General features: G+C 67.4%; 13 protein-coding genes. 7 read left to right on the top strand and 6 right to left on the bottom strand.

All coding sequences use genetic code 11. From position 1 onward, the window contains the following. Positions 1-23: 23 nt before the first annotated feature. From JOF46_RS01490 to JOF46_RS01475, 4 genes are read right to left on the bottom strand one after another with little or no spacing between them, the layout of a single operon-like run. The gene (locus JOF46_RS01490) at positions 24-728 is read right to left on the bottom strand and encodes an ABC transporter ATP-binding protein (RefSeq protein WP_209905702.1); all 705 of its coding nucleotides are present in this window, start codon (positions 726-728) and stop codon (positions 24-26) included. After that, positions 725-2,371: an ABC transporter permease subunit gene (locus JOF46_RS01485; RefSeq protein WP_209905701.1), complete on the bottom strand. Its 1,647-nt coding sequence runs from the start codon at positions 2,369-2,371 to the stop codon at positions 725-727. The genes JOF46_RS01490 and JOF46_RS01485 overlap by 4 nt, the downstream gene beginning before the upstream one ends. After that, a complete protein-coding gene (locus tag JOF46_RS01480) occupies positions 2,364-3,377 on the bottom strand; it encodes an ABC transporter permease (RefSeq protein ID WP_209905700.1) in 1,014 nt (337 codons plus the stop codon). Before JOF46_RS01480 ends, JOF46_RS01485 begins: the two co-directional genes overlap by 8 nt. Then, positions 3,374-5,002: an ABC transporter substrate-binding protein gene (locus JOF46_RS01475; RefSeq protein ID WP_342592330.1), complete on the bottom strand. Its 1,629-nt coding sequence runs from the start codon at positions 5,000-5,002 to the stop codon at positions 3,374-3,376. The genes JOF46_RS01480 and JOF46_RS01475 overlap by 4 nt, the downstream gene beginning before the upstream one ends. A gap of 157 nt (positions 5,003-5,159) precedes the next feature. Here JOF46_RS01475 and JOF46_RS01470 point away from each other — a divergent pair, with 157 nt between their 5' ends. The 3 genes from JOF46_RS01470 to JOF46_RS01460 all read left to right on the top strand — a co-directional run bounded on the left by JOF46_RS01470 (position 5,160) and on the right by JOF46_RS01460 (position 8,132). After that, positions 5,160-5,513: an ArsR/SmtB family transcription factor gene (locus JOF46_RS01470; RefSeq protein ID WP_209905699.1), complete on the top strand. Its 354-nt coding sequence runs from the start codon at positions 5,160-5,162 to the stop codon at positions 5,511-5,513. Positions 5,514-5,583: 70 nt separating this feature from the next. Beyond that, positions 5,584-6,846, top strand: a complete 1,263-nt coding sequence (locus tag JOF46_RS01465; protein ID WP_209905698.1) for an MFS transporter — start codon at positions 5,584-5,586, stop codon at positions 6,844-6,846. Positions 6,847-6,926: 80 nt separating this feature from the next. After that, the gene (locus JOF46_RS01460) at positions 6,927-8,132 is read left to right on the top strand and encodes an amidohydrolase family protein (protein ID WP_209905697.1); all 1,206 of its coding nucleotides are present in this window, start codon (positions 6,927-6,929) and stop codon (positions 8,130-8,132) included. Positions 8,133-8,205: 73 nt separating this feature from the next. Here the strand turns inward: JOF46_RS01460 and JOF46_RS01455 are convergent, their stop codons facing one another. Together JOF46_RS01455 and corA are read right to left on the bottom strand one after the other, a co-directional pair. Then, positions 8,206-9,000, bottom strand: a complete 795-nt coding sequence (locus tag JOF46_RS01455) for an HAD-IIA family hydrolase (RefSeq protein ID WP_209911430.1) — start codon at positions 8,998-9,000, stop codon at positions 8,206-8,208. Positions 9,001-9,134: 134 nt separating this feature from the next. Next, a complete protein-coding gene (gene corA, locus JOF46_RS01450; protein ID WP_209905696.1) occupies positions 9,135-10,142 on the bottom strand; it encodes a magnesium/cobalt transporter CorA in 1,008 nt (335 codons plus the stop codon). A 155-nt stretch (positions 10,143-10,297) separates the two neighbouring features. Between corA and JOF46_RS01445 the strand changes: the two genes are divergently transcribed. The 4 genes from JOF46_RS01445 to fbaA all read left to right on the top strand — a co-directional run bounded on the left by JOF46_RS01445 (position 10,298) and on the right by fbaA (position 16,126). Next, a complete protein-coding gene (locus JOF46_RS01445) occupies positions 10,298-10,972 on the top strand; it encodes a TrmH family RNA methyltransferase (protein ID WP_209905695.1) in 675 nt (224 codons plus the stop codon). 204 nt (positions 10,973-11,176) lie between these two features. After that, entirely contained in the window at positions 11,177-12,568 is a 1,392-nt protein-coding gene (locus tag JOF46_RS01440) for a M23 family metallopeptidase (RefSeq protein ID WP_209905694.1), read from the top strand. A 502-nt stretch (positions 12,569-13,070) separates the two neighbouring features. Then, positions 13,071-14,948 (top strand): M23 family metallopeptidase, encoded by a 1,878-nt coding sequence (locus JOF46_RS01435; protein WP_209905693.1) that lies wholly within the window; start codon positions 13,071-13,073, stop codon positions 14,946-14,948. A 155-nt stretch (positions 14,949-15,103) separates the two neighbouring features. Continuing rightward, positions 15,104-16,126, top strand: coding sequence for a class II fructose-bisphosphate aldolase (gene fbaA / locus JOF46_RS01430; RefSeq protein WP_209905692.1), 1,023 nt, complete (start codon positions 15,104-15,106; stop codon positions 16,124-16,126).

Below are 16,126 nucleotides of genomic sequence, written 5' to 3'. Positions count from 1 at the left end.
GTCCACCGGGCGGCATGCGGGTTTTAGGCGTGCCCGGCACGATCCCCTGCCCGGTTGATCCCCCCCAGGTCCAGCATCTTGTCGGCGACCCCCGACAGCGCGGCGGTATCGTGCGAGGCGATGAGGACCGCGGTCCCCGCTGCGGCACGGTTCGCCAGCATCCCCAGGACGGCGGCGGTGCTTTCGGAATCGAGCTGGGCCGTGGGTTCGTCGCAGATCAGCACGTCCGGGTCCAGTGCCAGGGCGCGGGCCACCATGGCCCGCTGAAGCTGCCCGTCCGAGACCTGGTGCGGGTAGCGGTGCAGGAGCTCCGGATCCAGCTGCGCCAGTTCGGCCAATTCGGCCAGGCGCCCGGCATGGCGCCGCGGCCGCGGACGCCATGCGCCTTCGCGAAAGGCCAGCGGGGCGCAGACCAGGGCATCCAGGCGCATCCGCGGATCGGCCGCTGCGCGCGGTGACTGCAGCACCACCCCCACGGATCGGCGCACCTCCCGCGGCACCGGGGTGCCGCGGGAGAATTCCTGCCCGTTGATGCGCACGGTCCCCGCATCCGCGGGCACCATCAAGGCGGCAATGCGCAGCAGCGTCGATTTGCCGGCACCCGACGGGGCGCAGAGCCCCGTGACTTCCCCCGCGCCCACGGACAGGTCCAGACCGTCAAGCAGCCTCCCGGCAGCCGGGTCGGTCCCGGGGTGCGTGTAGGAGACATCCCTCAGTTCCAGGCTCATGCCGGCGCCCCCAGCAGCACGCCGGTCTCCGGATGCGCCAGGTTGGCCAGCACCTCGGCGGCGGTGCCGGATTCGACGATCCGCCCGTCCCGGAGGACCGCCACATGGTCGGCGATGCGGCGGGCCAGCTCGAGGTCGTGGGTGACCATGACGACGGTGGTGCCCGCCGCTGCCCGGCCCCGCAGAAGCGTTTCGATGAGGCCAACCGTATCGGCATCCAATGCGCTGGTGGGCTCGTCCACCAGCAGGATCCGTGAGCCCGCGGCAACGCCCAGCGCAAGGGCCACGCGCTGGGCCTGCCCGCCGGAAAGTTCGTGGGGGTGGCGCCCGGCCAGCTCGCCGTCGACGGCGGCAGCCCCGAGCGCCGCCAAGACCTCGGCCCGGGAGCAGGGCCGCCCTGAGGCCCGGAGTGTTTGCCGCATCTGCGCGGCAACCCTGCGCACGGGGTTCAGCGCGGTGCCGGACGATCCCGGAACCAGGACCGTGTCGGTGCCCCGCGCGGCGGCCAGCCCGGCCGCATCCAGTGTCTGCCCGTTGAGCGCGATGTTTCCCGTGAAACGGGCACCGGCGGGCAGCAGCCCCACCAGGGTCCGCAGCAGCAGGGACTTGCCCGCCCCCGAGGCCCCCAAGATGACATTGATGCGCCCGGCTTCGGCCCGGTAGTCGATTCCCTTGAGCACCAACGTGCTTGCCCGCGGGTCGGTGCTCGAGGGGAGCCGGAGGTCCAGGCCGGAAACCAGGATCGCCGGACTGCCGGGGGCATGGTCCGCGGCGGAGCGGGTGGCCGCAGCGGCCGCGGATGCTGCCGTGCCGGTGCCGGGAACTTGACCGAGGAACCGGGACAGTCGGCGGCGGCGCCTGGACATCCCCGCGGTGTCGATGATCGAAGCGGTGCACCAGCTGACCAGTACCAGCAGCCCGGCGGGGAACACCAGCAGCCACCAGGCCCCGGCCAGCAGCCCGCCGCGGGCATCCTCCAGCAGCAGGCCCAGCGATGCGGATTCGGGCGGAAGCCCCACCCCCAGGAAGGAGAGCGAGCTTTCATGCCAAATGGCATGGGGCAGCTGCAGCACCAGCGCGATGGCGGCCTGCGGCGCAACGGCCGGAACCAGGTGGGTACACCAGATCGCTGCCGCCGGGGCTCCGGAGGCCCGGGCCAGCTGCACGTAGTCGGCCGTGCGCTCGGCCAGCAACCGCGAGCGCACGATCCGTGCCACCTGCGTCCAGTGGGTCAACGCAATGGACGGCACGATCGCCCACCACTGCCCGCGCCACAGGGCCACGATGACCACCGCCAGCAGCAGGTGTGGCAGGGCGTTGGCGGTGTCCACCAGGCGCATGGCAATGCGGTCGACGATCCCCCCGCGCCAGGCGGCCAGCAGCCCCACGCCCACACCGAGCACCGTGGAGAACACCGAGGCACCCAGCGCCAGCAGCAGGGACATGCGCAGGCCCTGGGCCGCACGAATCCATACGTCCCGGCCCAATTGGTCGGTGCCGAAGAAATGCTCCCCGGAAGGGGCCTGCAGCACCGCGGACAGGTCCACCGCGCGTGGATCCAGGGGTTGCAGCCACGGGACCAGCACGGCGTAGGCGAGGGCAAGCCCCAGCAGCACCAGGGGCAACGGGCGGGGCCTAGACATCGCCCACCCGCGGATCAAGCAGCAGGTAGCAGGCGTCGGCCAACGCGGAGCCGGCAAAGACCGCCGCGCAGGTCAGAGCGGTCACCGCGGCCAGCAACGGGAAGTCGCCGGCGGTCGCCGAGGACACCGTGGCCGAGGCCAGGCCGGGCCAGGAGAACACCGCCTCGATGAGCAGCGCCCCGGTGACCAGCTCGCCGAGCCTGGAACCCACCACCGTCATGAACGGCAGCAACGCCACCGGAAGCACGTGGGTTCGCAGCACGTTGAACTCGCCCAGCCCGCGGCCGCGCGCGGCCAGCACCGCGTCGGATTCCAGCGCCTCGAGCAGTGAGGCCCGCAGGTTCAGCACCAGCCACGGCAGCAGGGTCACCGCCAGCACGCCCACGGGCAGGACCAGGTGCAGGGCAAGGCCCGCGGGCGTGGGGTCGGCCCCGCCCGACGCGGCGCCACCGGCCGGCATGCCCAGGCCGATCGCAAAGACGGCGATGGCCACCAGGCCCAGGACGAAGGGCGGGATCGCCTGGGCAAGGTGCACCAGGCCCAGGGCGAGGGCGTCCATGGGGGAGCCCGGGCGCCGGGCTGCACCCACCGCCAGCAGCACCGAGAGCGCAATGGCGACCACCAGCCCGAGCCCCACCAGCAACGCGGTGTAGGGGAGGCGTTCGGAAACCACGTCGGCCACCGGCTGGCCAAAGAGCCGGGAGGTTCCCCAGTCCCCGTGCAGGGCGCCGGATGCCCAGCGCCCCCAGATCGCGTACCAGGCGTCGTTGAGCCCCAGCTCGGCAGCCAGCTTTTCGCGCTGGCCCGGGGTCGCGTGTTCATATTGCGTGCCCATGTACAGGGCCAGGGGGTTGAAGGGGGCCAGGGACGCGAGCCAGAAGACCGCAGCGGTGATCGCCGCCGTGGCCGGGATCCCCACCAGGGCCCGGCGTCCGAGCAGGGAGAAGGCCTCGCCGGTACGCGAGCGGCGCCGTTGAGTACCCGCCGGCGGGACGTGCGTGCTCATTGCTTCGGGACCCATTGGCCGATCTTGACCCACGGGCCCCACGCGGTGCCGTGGTCGTGGGGTTCGAGCAGCGTCCCGGTGCCGGTCCAGGCCTCGGAGACGGAGGTGCGCTGGATGTAGGTGTGGTCGATGAAAGCGAGCAGGACCATCGAGGGCTCGGTGACGTAGAGGCGCGCCACCTCGCGGTATGCTGCGGCCCGCTTGGCCTGATCCAGGGTGGTGCGTCCTGTTTCCAGTGCCTTGTCCATGGCCGGGTCGGCGAACCTGCTCGGGTTGTCGTAGTAGGCGCCGGTCGCCGGGTAGGAGGAGTGCAGCATCTTGTACAGCTGGGTGTCCACGTCGTAGGGGGTGTCTCCGCCGCCGAGCATGATCGCGTCGGTGCCCATCCGCGGCTCGGCCATCTCGAAGGTCGCCGCCTCGACCGGCACGTCGATGCCCAGCTGTTTCATCTGGGCGGAGAACGCCAGGGACAAGTCCCGGCGCAGCTGGTCCCCGGGGTTGTACATCAGCGTGAACGCGGCAGGGGCCCCGTCCTTGGAACGCATGGAGTCGTCTCCGAGAACCCAGCCGGCCTCGTCCAACAGCTGTGCGGCGCGGGCCGGGTCGTGGGCAAAGACGGCCGCGGGGTCGAACGCATCCCCGTACTCGGCCGGGGCGAAGGTGTGTGCCGGGCGCCCGGCGCCGGCCAGGACCCCGTCGACCAGCGCCTGCCGGTCCACCGCAAGGTTCAGCGCCAGGCGCACCTTAGGGTCGGAAGTCAGCGGGTTGTCGGCAGGAAGGGAGAGTCCGCGCCAATCCGCGGAGGTGGCCGTCACCAGCTCGAAGGCGGGGTTGGCCGAGAAGGTGGCCGCCAGGCGCGGGGGCAGCACGGTGCCGTCGAATTCCCCGGCCAGCATGCGCTGGGCCCGGGCGTTGTCATCGGGTGCGGCCTCGTAGGTGACGCGCTTGAGCGCGACCTCCCCGTCGCGGTATCCCGGGTTGGCCACCAGGACCAGGCGCGAGGGGCCGATCGAATCCACCAGGTAGGGTCCGGTGCCCACCGGTTTGCGGTTCAAGGCCGATTCCTCGACCCGTTGTCCGGGCTCGATGGCTTCGGACGGGGCAATGCCGATGAGCATGGCCGTCTTGAAGGAGACCTGGGATTCGCGCAGCGTGAATTCGACGGTGTGTGGGTCCAGGGCCTTGACGTCCACGACGTTTGAGAGCGTGCCGAAGATCGGCGAGGCGCTCGCCGGATCCATGATGGCCTTGTAGCTTGCCACGACATCCGCGGCATCAAAGGCGGTTCCGTCGCTGAACCGGGCATCCTGGCGCAGCGGGACCGTCCACGTGCGCGCATCGGCGGATACGGTTGGTTCGTCCGCTGCCAGCAGGGGCGTGATTTGCGGCAAGTGGTCGGGGGAGCCGGTGAGGGTGTAGAGGGATTCGTTGATCTTGCCCGTGCCATTGTTGTCGAATCCGGCCAGCGGGTTAAGCGTCTCGGGAAGAGCCGCAGTGAGCAGGGCCAGCGAGGGCTGGGCGGGCCCTTCCCTGCCGGACCCGGGTGCTGCGGGCGCGCAACCGGTGCCGACCAATAGAATGGAGGCAAGAATGGCCAGCGTCGTCAGGCGTTGTGGATTGCGCACGTTCGGGGTTTAGGCCTTTCATCCAGGTCACCGGCGGGCAAACGGGATGCGGCAACGCCCCTACTGTACATCTGTCTGGACAGACAGATTAAGGGTTCGGGGAATGAGTCCGGTGAGCTTGGGCACCAGCCCGCAACGAAGGGAAGGAGATGACCGCATGCCGGAAACGGAACACAGCAAGATCGGGGCGGACGCGGTGGCCGCCTCGGCGCCAAACATGCCCGACTGGATCGACGTCTTTGCCCTGGTTGCGGATGCCACGCGGATGAAGATCCTCATCGCCATGCATGCCGCCCCGGACTCCTCGGTCAGCCAGCTGGCCGCCGCCACGGCACTTGGCGCCAACACCGTCACCCAGGCACTGGCCACCTTGCACAAGGCGGGCGTGGTGAGCGTGCGCGCCGACGGCCGCTACCGCCGCTGGACCCTGACCCACCCCGATGTCCACCGGCTGTTGCACCAGATGCAGGCGCCGCATTCGGAATTGCACCCCGAGCACCCGCAGCACTGACTGGGAATCTCCCAACGGGCATTCCGGCACGCCAACGCCTGGAGCCGGGGTAGCCCGTACGCTGGGGTCCGTGACCACCAAGCAACCATCTTCGTCGCTGCCGGTTCCCTTCCGCTGGCTGTGGGCCGGTGCAGCGACCAGCAACCTCGGCGACGGCATGCTGTTGGCCGCGGGACCCCTGCTGGTCACCACCATCACCCGCGACCCGTTGGCCGTGGCCCTGGCACCCTTCGCCCAACAGATCCCGTGGGTGCTCTTCGGGCTGCTCGCGGGTGCGGTGGTGGACCGGGTGGACCGGCGCAAGCTCATGATCCTGGTCAACCTCCTGCGGATGCTGGTGATCATCTCCTTGGCCGCCATCATCTTCTCCGGAGCGCTGGGCCTGCCGGTGCTCTATGGCTGCCTCTTCCTCCTGGGCACCGCGGAGGCCTTTGCGGACAACGCCTCCACCTCGCTGATCCCCACACTGGTGCCCAGCGCGCAGCTGGGGCTGGCCAACTCGCGGCTCTTTGGCACCATCACCGTGACCAATCAACTGGCCGGACCACCGCTGGGAGCCATGCTCTTCGCGATATCCCACTCGCTTCCCTACGCGGGATTTGCCGCGCTGCTGGCCCTGGCCGTGGTGCTCTATTCCAAGGTGGCCGTCCCGCTGCCGGCACCAGGAAGCTCCAGGGCACCGGGCACCTCGATGCTGCTGGAGGTCCGGGAAGGACTCGGCTGGATGCGCAGGCATTTTGCCGTGCGCACCCTGGCGATCCTGATCACCTGCTTCAATGTCACCTTCGGGGCCACATTCGCGATGCTGGTGCTCTATGCGACGGACCAGCTGGCACTGGGGGACATCGGCTACGGACTGCTGATGAGCGCAAGCGCCGTGGGCGGCATCATTGGTTCCTTGCTCTTTCCGTTGCTGGAACGCAAGTTCAGCTACGCCACCTTGCTGCGCACCGGACTGGTCCTGGAAACCGTCACCCATCTGGCCCTGGTGCTCACCCATCAGGCATGGCTGGCCATGGCCATCCTGTTCCTCTTCGGCATCCACGCCCTGGTTTGGGGCTCGGTCTCCTCCACGGTGCGCCAGCGGGCGGTGCCCGATCGGCTGCGCGGCCGGATCAACTCGGTCTACATGCTTGGCAGCATCGGCGGCATCGCCACCGGTTCCCTGCTCGGCGGTGTGCTGGGCCAGGTGTTCAGCTACCGGGCGCCGTTCTGGTTCGGGTTCTTCGGCTCGTTCATCATCCTGCTGCTGGTCTGGAAATCGATGACCCACATAGCGACCGCCGGCAGCCACGGGGAAGAAGACCAGGCAACGCCACCCCAAATGCCTTGACCGACGATTCCCGCGTGGAAGAGTTGGGAATCGTGAGGCCGAAGGAATGCGGCAAGCAACCAGCAAAGGGGAAATGCGCAGTGCTCATCAGCAACGTGAGGCCATGGGGAAACGAAGCGGTGGACCTTGAAATCACCGACGGACTGATCGGCTCCGTTTCCCCGCACAACCCACGCCTCCCGGTGGCCGGTGGCATCGAGGGCCGTGGGCGGCTGGCGCTTCCCGCGTTCTCCGATGTCCATGTGCACCTGGACTCGACGCGGATCGGGCTGCCGTTCCGCGAACACACCGGGGCCCCGGGGGTCTGGGGCATGATGCTCAACGACCGTCACCATTGGCGCAAGGCCGAGGTTCCGCTGCCGGAGCGGGTCGCCGAAACCCTGCAGCGCATGATCGCGCACGGCACCACGCGGGTGCGCAGCTACGCGCAGATCGATGTCGACTGCAAGCTGGAGAAGTTCGAGGCGGTGCTCGCGGCCAAGGAAAAATTCGGCGACCGTGCCGACGTGCAGATCATGGCATTCCCGCAGGCCGGGCTGCTGCGCGAACCCGGCACCGTGCACTACCTGGAAGAATCGTTGAAGCTCGGGGCCACGGTCATGGGCGGCATCGACCCGTGCCAGCTGGACCGGGACCCGGTGCGGCATCTGGACATCGTGTTCGGGCTGGCAGAGAAATACCAGGTGGACGTCGACATCCACCTGCACGAGCCCGGGCACCTGGCGCATTTCAGCACCGAGCTCATCATGGAACGCACCCGCGCCCTGGGCATGGAGGGCAGGGTGACGCTCTCGCACGCGTACGAGCTGGGGAACGTCTCGGAGGCTGCCACCGCGCGGGTCATCGAGCAGATGGGCGCCCTGGACATCTCCTGGGCCACGGTTGCCCCGGCCACCTCGGGCAAGCAATTCAATCTCGCGGCCATGACCGAGGCAGGCATCCGGGTGGGGCTCGGCGAGGACGGGCAACGCGACTACTGGAGCCCCTACGGGGACTGCGACCTGCTCTCGCGCACCTGGCAGCTGGCCTTCACCCACGGGTTGCGGCAGGACGAATTGATCGAACACGCCGCGGCCATTGCCACCTGGGGCGGGGCGGGCATCATGGACCGGAGCCTGGGCCGGTTGCGCTCGACCAGCGACCGTCCGGGACTGGCGGTCGGGGACCGGGCGGACCTCGTGTTGCTTGCGGGGGAGACCGTGACCAGCGCCGTCATGGACCGCGGCGCCGACCGCACCGTCATCCATGACGGCCGGGTCGTGGCGGACCAGCTGGAGATGCTCTAGAAGGACCTGATCCTTGAGGGAGAGCGGCAGTGCCCCATGCGGGGCACTGCCGCTTCTGGTGCCGGGGTGCTGCCTAGTGTTCGTGCGGTCCCGAGGCCGGGCCCGCGTGGTGGGAGTCGCGCCCCTCGCGAAGCTCGGCCAGGATGTCTGCCACCGAATCGTGCTCAAGGTCCGGGCGGAACGGGAACGAAGCCACGTCGCCGGGCTTGGTGATCCCGGTGTGCACCAGGATGGTCAGCAGCCCGGCCTCCATCCCGGCAATGATGTCGGTGTCCATGCGGTCCCCGATCATTGCGGTGGTCTCCGAATGCGCGTCGATCCGGTTCAGGGCCGAGCGGAACATCATCGGGTTCGGTTTGCCCACCACATACGGGTCGCGCCCGGTGGCCTGGGTGATCAGTGCGGCCACCGATCCGGTGGCCGGGAGCAGGCCTTCCGGGGAGGGGCCGGTGGCATCAGGGTTGGTGGTGATGAAGCGGGCTCCCGCGGCAATCAGCCGGATGGCCTTGGTGATGGCCTCGAAGGAGTAGGTGCGGGTTTCGCCCAGCACCACGTACTCGGGCTCCTGGTCGGTGAGGATGAACCCTGCCTCGTGCAATGCGGTGGTCAGCCCGGCCTCGCCGATCACGAAGGCGCGCCCGCCCGGGCGCTGGCGCCGCAGGAACTCCGCGGTGGCCATGGCCGAGGTCCAGATGTTCGCCTCGGGGACATCGAGCCCGGAGGACAGCAGCCTGGCGCGCAGGTCGCGCGGGGTGTAGATGGAGTTGTTGGTCAGCACCAGGAAGCGCTTGCCGGTGGAGACCCAATGCTCAATCATGTCCGCGGCACCGTCGATGGCCTGGTTCTCGTGGACCAGCACCCCGTCCATGTCCGTGAGCCAGCATTCAATGTCGTGGACGTTGCGTGGTTCATGCGTTGGCACGAGTGGGTGTTCCTTTCAAGAGACAACCTGCTGAGAACCAGTCTTTCAGGTTCCGCGGCCGTGGGCGGGGATTGCGAAGACTATAACCAATTGTTCTTCTTGAAAATGGCAAAGAGGCTCACGGCCAGTGCCAACATCAGCCCGATCGCCGCCGGATAGCCAAAGCTGAATTCCAGTTCCGGCATGTGCTTGAAGTTCATGCCGTAGATTCCGGTGACCAGGCTCGGGGCGAAAATGATCGCTGCCCACGAGGAAATCTTCTTCATCTGTTCGTTCTGGGCCAGGCCGGCCTCGGTGGCCCGCTGCGAGGCCAGGGTCGAGGACAGCGACAGGGCGTTGGACAGCAGGGCCCGAAAGGAGGTGATGCGCTCGGTGAGCCGGATCGCGTGGTCCTGGACGTCGATGAGTTTGCGGTCAAGTTCCAGGGCGTCTTCCTCGGAGATGTCGCTGAGCCTGAAGTCCCTGCGCAAGCGGGCCAGCACGTCGTCCAATGGTGCCAGCGCGCGCTGGAAATCAATGACTTCCCGGGACAGTTCGTAGATCCGCCGCGAGACGTGGGAGGTCCCGGAGAAAAGCTGGTCCTCGATCTCATCGATGTCGTTGCTCAGGCCGGCAAACACCGGCTCGTATTCGTCAACGACCTGGTCAAGGACCGCGTAGAGTACCGCTGCCGGGCCAATGCCCAGCAGCCCCGGCTCATCTTCGAGCCGCTGGCGCACCTGGGCCAGCTTGGGCGACTCGGCATGGCGGACGGTGACCACGAAGTCGACCCCGACATAGACGTGCAACTCCCCGAACTCGACCTTTTCGGACTCGTCGATGTAGCGGGCCGGGCGCAGGACCACGAACAGGTGGTCGCCGTAGTGCTCCAACTTGGGGCGCTGGTGGCCGGAGAGGGTGTCTTCCACCGCCAGCTCGTGCAGGCCAAGCTCCGCGGCAACCTCCTGCATCTCGGCCATGTCGGGACGGTAGAGCCCGAGCCAGGCCATGCCGCCGCACTCCTTCATGGACTCGAACGTGGAGCTGAGATCCGGCGGATGGATCACGCGCTTGCCCGAAACGTAAATCGCATTGTCAATGATGGGCATGGATCCTCCTTGCGTGCCGGGCCGGGGATTCCCGGCGGACCAAAAGTGCCTTAGGCCAGTTTGCCATCAACCGGGCAGGTGCGGGAGCGGCGCTCCGGGTGTGCCGTGCAGCACCCGGAATCCGGTGTGCGTGGATTGGCGACTACCCTTAAGACGTGACTTCCGCCGTTGAAACCCCCGCACCAGAGCCCACCGAGTACGATCCCGTCCATGAGGAGCGCCCCGAGGTGGGCGTTGGCCCGTGGGAGGGCGAGCTGCCTTCCGGTGAGCACTTCGATGCCGAGCTGCTGGAAACCGGGGACCGGCGCAATGTGGCGGACAAGTACCGCTACTGGAGCATGGAGGCGATCGTCGCGGACCTGGACGAGCGCCGCCACGACTTCCACATCGCCATCGAGAACTGGCAGCACGACATGAACATCGGCACGGTCGTGCGCACCGCCAACGCCTTCCTGGCCAAGGAAGTGCACATCATCGGACGCCGGCGCTGGAACAAGCGCGGCGCGATGGTCACCGACCGCTACCAGCATGTGCGCCACCACCCCACGGTCGAGGACTTCGTTGCCTGGGCCAAGGGGGAGGGGTTGTCGATCATCGGGATCGACATCTTCCCGGATTCCCAGAAGCTGGAAACCTACGAGCTGCCGCGCAATTGCGTGCTGGTCTTTGGCCAGGAAGGGCCGGGGCTGAGCGAGGAAGTCCACCAAAGTGCCGAAGCAACCCTGTCGATCGAGCAGTTCGGCTCCACCCGCTCCATCAATGCCGCCTCGGCCGCCGGGATCGCCATGCATGCGTGGATCCGCCGGCACGTTTTCGACCAGTCGGTCTAACCTCGGGTAGTCGTTTGTCTAGAAAGCCAAACGTTTAGCGAATATCCCTTCACTCACCGCCCCGCGTGCGTTAGCGTGAACCGTGGGCGTTCGATCCAGTGCAACGGGCCGGTGAAACCACCGGCACCCACGCTCCGGGGAACGACCCAAGGTCCGCGCCGGCAACGGCCAAGGTCTCGAGTCGGTGAACGGAGCCATCCGCTGGTGAAAAAGCACCAAGTCAACCACCCGCTCCCGCTGCCCGCGCGCCGCGAACTGCGCACCAAGCAGAAAAACCCCAAGGCCGCGGCCCTGGGGATCGCGGTTCTTGCGACACTTGCCCTATCGGTTTCCCCCACCCTTGACGGGCGCCAGATCGACGCCATGCCTGTGGCGTCTTCCCCGCTCCAGGTGGACGAGGCCGCGTTCAAGCAGCCGGTCGAGGTCGGGCTGTTCGGCGGAGTCGACGCGATCCGCTGGGAATCGGAAAACATCACCAGCGCCGCTGCCGGTGTCAAGGTTGTAGACGCCTCCGACCCCGGTGCCTTGCTGGGCATCTCCGGAGCGTCCGCCCAACTCGTGGGTCAAAACGTGGGCCCGCTCGGTGTGCTTCCCGCGGGGATCCAGTTGATCCATCCGGTCTCATCCCGGCACATCACCAGCCCCTACGGTTGGCGGAACAACCCGACCGGCGCCGGCACACAGATCCACATCGGCCAGGATTATGCCATTGCCTGCGGGTCGCCGGTGTATGCCAGCGCGGACGGAACCGTCATCCAGTCGGCCTGGGCGGGACACTCGGGCATGCGCGTGACGATCGACCACGGGTCCTCGGTGCGCACCGGCTACAGCCACAACTCGACGCTCGTGGCCAAGGTCGGGGACGTGGTCAAGCAAGGCCAACTGATTGCCCTGAGCGGGACCACCGGAAACTCGACCGGGTGCCATGTGCACTTCGAGGTCATCATCAATGGACGCTGGAACGATCCACGCAACTTCCTGCCGCTGATTCCCGGCCAACCCAACCCGATTCTCGATTCCCGCAGGACCACCATCGCGGCCGAACCCATTCGAAACACCGGGGAACCCCGGAGCGAAAGCGAGAACGGGCACGACATCGACGTACCGATGCCAGATCCGACCAAGCCCGCACCTTCGACCAAGGCGCCAGAGAACGAAACGGCGTCGCCGAAGCCGAGCGAAACGACCAGGCCAAGCGAAACGACCAAACCCGGCACGACACCCACTCCCAAGCCGACACCGGACACATCCCCGGAACCCTCGGCCACGCCAACTCCCGACGCGAGCCCGACGCCGACCCCGACGCCGGAGCCCAGCGAAGAAACAACGCCTCCACCCAGTTCATCCCCGACCAGCGCGACACCGGCCGATCCACCGTCTGACGATCCGACCGGTTCGCCGTCCAGCGCATCCACTGGGTCTCAATCCTCCACGCCGACCACGTCTTCGACCAGTGCACCGACCGGGTCTGCAAGCACGTTGTCCGATCCGGGTGTCGGGACTCCGAGCGCGAAATCCTCAAGTGGCGCGGGGACTACCGGTGACGGAACAGCTGCGACGCCGTCGTCTTCCGCGACCGCAACTCCATCCTCGTAGTCATTCCACGCCACACGGATCGAAGGAGCCGGTCCCTGCGGGGCAGGCGGATTTCCGCACCCCGGGGTCCGCTGCGGAATCATCGATGAAGTGACATGCGCTCCCACACGGGGCAGTAGCTTCGGCCTGGGCAGGGAATAGCGAGCCCGTCATGGCAACGCGCGCGAACAAGAACAAGCCCGTCCAGGCCAGTGTCGGCGCGATTTCCGCATCCCTTCAAGGGCGGGAAAATCGGGTGCGATGAAATCAATTGGGGATCTTGCGGAATGAACCCTTTATTCCTTGCCACTCGTGCGTTACGGTGATGCCTAAGTGTTCAGTTACTTGGGGTGACACGGACAACTCGCTGGTCTCGGCCAGGCCACCTCCCTCATTTGGCTGCGCAAAAACTTCATGGTGACTCAACAGGGGGTTGTTACCGATGAAAAAACATCAGGTCAATAGGGGTCCCGTGCCGGGCAGAGTCGGCCGTTCAACGAACAAGATCCCACAAATTTCAGCCTTGGGGCTTGCCGTGGCCGCGGCCGTGGCGATGTCGGGTGCGCCCGGCTTGGGACTATCCGCGGACCAAATCGCACCGCAACCCGTACAAGCACCGAACTACGAAGCCACGGCATACGTGCAGCCGGTCAGGGTCTCATTGCTCAGCGGCGTGGACGCGATCGCGTGGCAGACGCTGGGCATCACCAGCACCGCCGCCGGGATCGGCATCGACGGGGAACCGGCCGGTGCCTTACCTGCCTTCCAGACGCACTCCGGCTCCGGCCCGGGGGCTGCTGCGCAGCCCAATGCCGCCGGCTTCATGGTTGGCCAGAACGTGGGAGTGCTTGGGGCGCTTCCCGGAAACATCCAACTCATGCATCCGGTGACATCGCGGCACATCACCAGCCCGTACGGGTGGCGACACAACCCGACCGGCGCAGGCACGCAGATCCACATCGGCCAGGACTACGCCGTTCCGTGCGGGTCGCCGGTGTATGCATCCGCCGACGGCGTGGTGATCCAGTCGGCCTGGGCCGGGCACTCCGGCATGCGCGTGACCATCGACCACGGGTCCTCCGTGCGCACCGGCTACAGCCACAATTCCCGGCTCATTGCCAAGGTGGGCGACATCGTCAAGCAGGGCCAGCTCATCGCGTTGAGCGGCACCACGGGGAACTCCACGGGTTGCCACGTGCACTTCGAGGTCATCATCAATGGGCGCTGGAACGATCCACGGAACTTCCTGCCTCCGATCTCGGGCCAGCCCAACCCCATGATCGATTCGCGCCGCACCACCATCGCCGCCGAACCGATCCGCAACACCGGGGCTCCCCGCTCATCCGAGGGCGGTGCGGCGGACTTCCCGACACGCTGGGCCTCGGCACCGCGCGCGCACAACCCAAGTCCGGCACCAAGCCGGCACCGGGCACCGGTCGCTGCACCGAAGGCTGAGCCACCGGCAACACACAAGCCGGAAGCAAAGCCGAAGCCTGCGCCGCATGTGAAGCCGACGCCTGACACCAAGCCTGCACCCACCACCCAGGCTCCGGCACCTCAGGCAAAGCCGAAGCCGAAGCCGGAATCCACTCCGGCTCCGACCACCCCGGCTCCGACCACGCCGGCACCAACGACGCCGGCTCCGACCACGCCGGCTCCGACCACGCCGGCACCAACGACGCCGGCTCCGACCACGCCGGCACCCGAGTCGCCAACGACCCAGGCACCGGAAACGACCGCCCCGCTGCCCGAGGTGAACGAAGTTCCGACGCTTGAGGTCCCACTTCCGGGAACTGAGACCGATGAGCCCTCGACCGGACCAACGGACGGGGCAACTGCACCGAAGGCCGAAGGCGCAGCACCGGAGGTGGAATCCGAACCGAAGACGTCCACTCCCAAGGACGACGGGACCACCTCGGATTCAGCCGAAATCGAACCGGCGAAGAAGGAATCCGACCAGGAAGCCCCCGCGGTCCAGAAGGCGCCAGCCGTCGAACAGCCCCCGGTGAAGCCCGCAGGGGAACCCGAGGCCAAGACGGTCGTAGCTCCGGCACCCAAGAAGGCCGAGGCCCCGGCCCCGGGCAAGAAGGTCGCAGCTCCGGCGCCCAAGAAGGTCGCAGCACCGGCCCCGGTCAAAAAGGTTGCCGCACCGGCACCCAAGCCGGTCGCCGCGCCGAAGGCCCCGGCCGAAGCCGTCAAGGCCGCACCCGTGGCCAAGCCGAAGCCCGTGGCACCCAAGGCACCGGTTGCCCCGGTGAAAAAGGTTGCCGCACCGGCCCCGGCCCCCGCAAAGGCCGAAGCCGTCAAGCCAAAGGCCCCGGAACCGGTGGCCAAGCCTGCCGCCGAAAGCGCAGCCGACGCACCCGCCGACACGGGAGGTGAAGCGGCCGCCGACAAGTGAATCGCATGCCAGGGGCGCCGTGAACCGGCGCCCTTGGCATGTCACCCTCCGGGCCGGTGCGTCATCCCGTGAGCGATCCAGCACACAAGTAGCTAGGATGGAGGTAGCCAACGAGGTCTACTCCCCACACATTCCTTATCTACATAGGAGTCAGTATGCCCATCGCAACCCCGGAACAGTACAACGCCATGATTGATTCTGCGAAGGCCGGCGGCTACGCCTTCCCCGCAGTCAACGTGACGTCGTCGCAGACCTTGAACGCCGCCATCCGCGGCTTCGCCGAGGCCGAATCCGACGGAATCATCCAGGTGTCCACCGGCGGTGCAGCCTACTGGTCGGGTTCCTCGGTCAAGAACATGGTCACCGGATCGCTGGCCTTCGCCGCCTTCGCCCGCGAAGTGGCCAAGGGCTACGGCGTGAACATCGCCCTGCACACCGACCACTGCCCGGCCGACAAGCTCGAGGACTTCGTGCTGCCGCTGCTGGCCGCATCCGAGGCCGAGGTCGCCGCCGGACGCAACCCGTTCTTCAACTCCCACATGTGGGATGGCTCCGCCGAAACCCTTGAAGAGAACCTGCGCATCGCCGCGGAACTGCTGCCGCGCACCGCCGCCGCCAAGCAGATCCTCGAGGTCGAGATCGGCGCCGTCGGCGGCGAGGAAGACGGCGTGGAAAACGCCATCAACGACAAGCTCTACTCCACCGTCGAAGATGCCCTGGCCACCGTTGCCGCACTGGGCTCCGGCGAGCAGGGCCGCTACATCACCGCGCTGACCTTCGGCAACGTGCACGGCATCTACAAGCCGGGCAACGTCAAGCTGCGCCCCGAGCTGCTCAAGGACATCCAGGAAAAGGTCGGCGCCAAGATCGGCAAGGCCAACCCGTTCGACCTGGTCTTCCACGGCGGCTCCGGCTCCTCGGCCAAGGAAATTTCCGACGCCGTCGCCTACGGCGTCATCAAGATGAACATCGACACCGACACCCAGTACGCCTTCACCCGCCCGGTCGTTGGACACATGTTCTCCAACTACGACGGCGTGCTGAAGGTCGACGGCGAGGTCGGCAACAAGAAGGCCTACGATCCGCGCGTCTGGGGTGCCAAGGCCGAAGAGTCCATGGCCGCCCGCATCGTGGAGGCCGCACAGCAGCTCGGCTCCGCCGGAAAGGCATTGAAGTAA

Origin of the sequence: Paeniglutamicibacter psychrophenolicus (assembly GCF_017876575.1) — a bacterium.
GTDB classification, from domain to species: domain Bacteria; phylum Actinomycetota; class Actinomycetes; order Actinomycetales; family Micrococcaceae; genus Paeniglutamicibacter; species Paeniglutamicibacter psychrophenolicus.
This window is presented reverse-complemented; position numbering and strand designations above follow the sequence as displayed.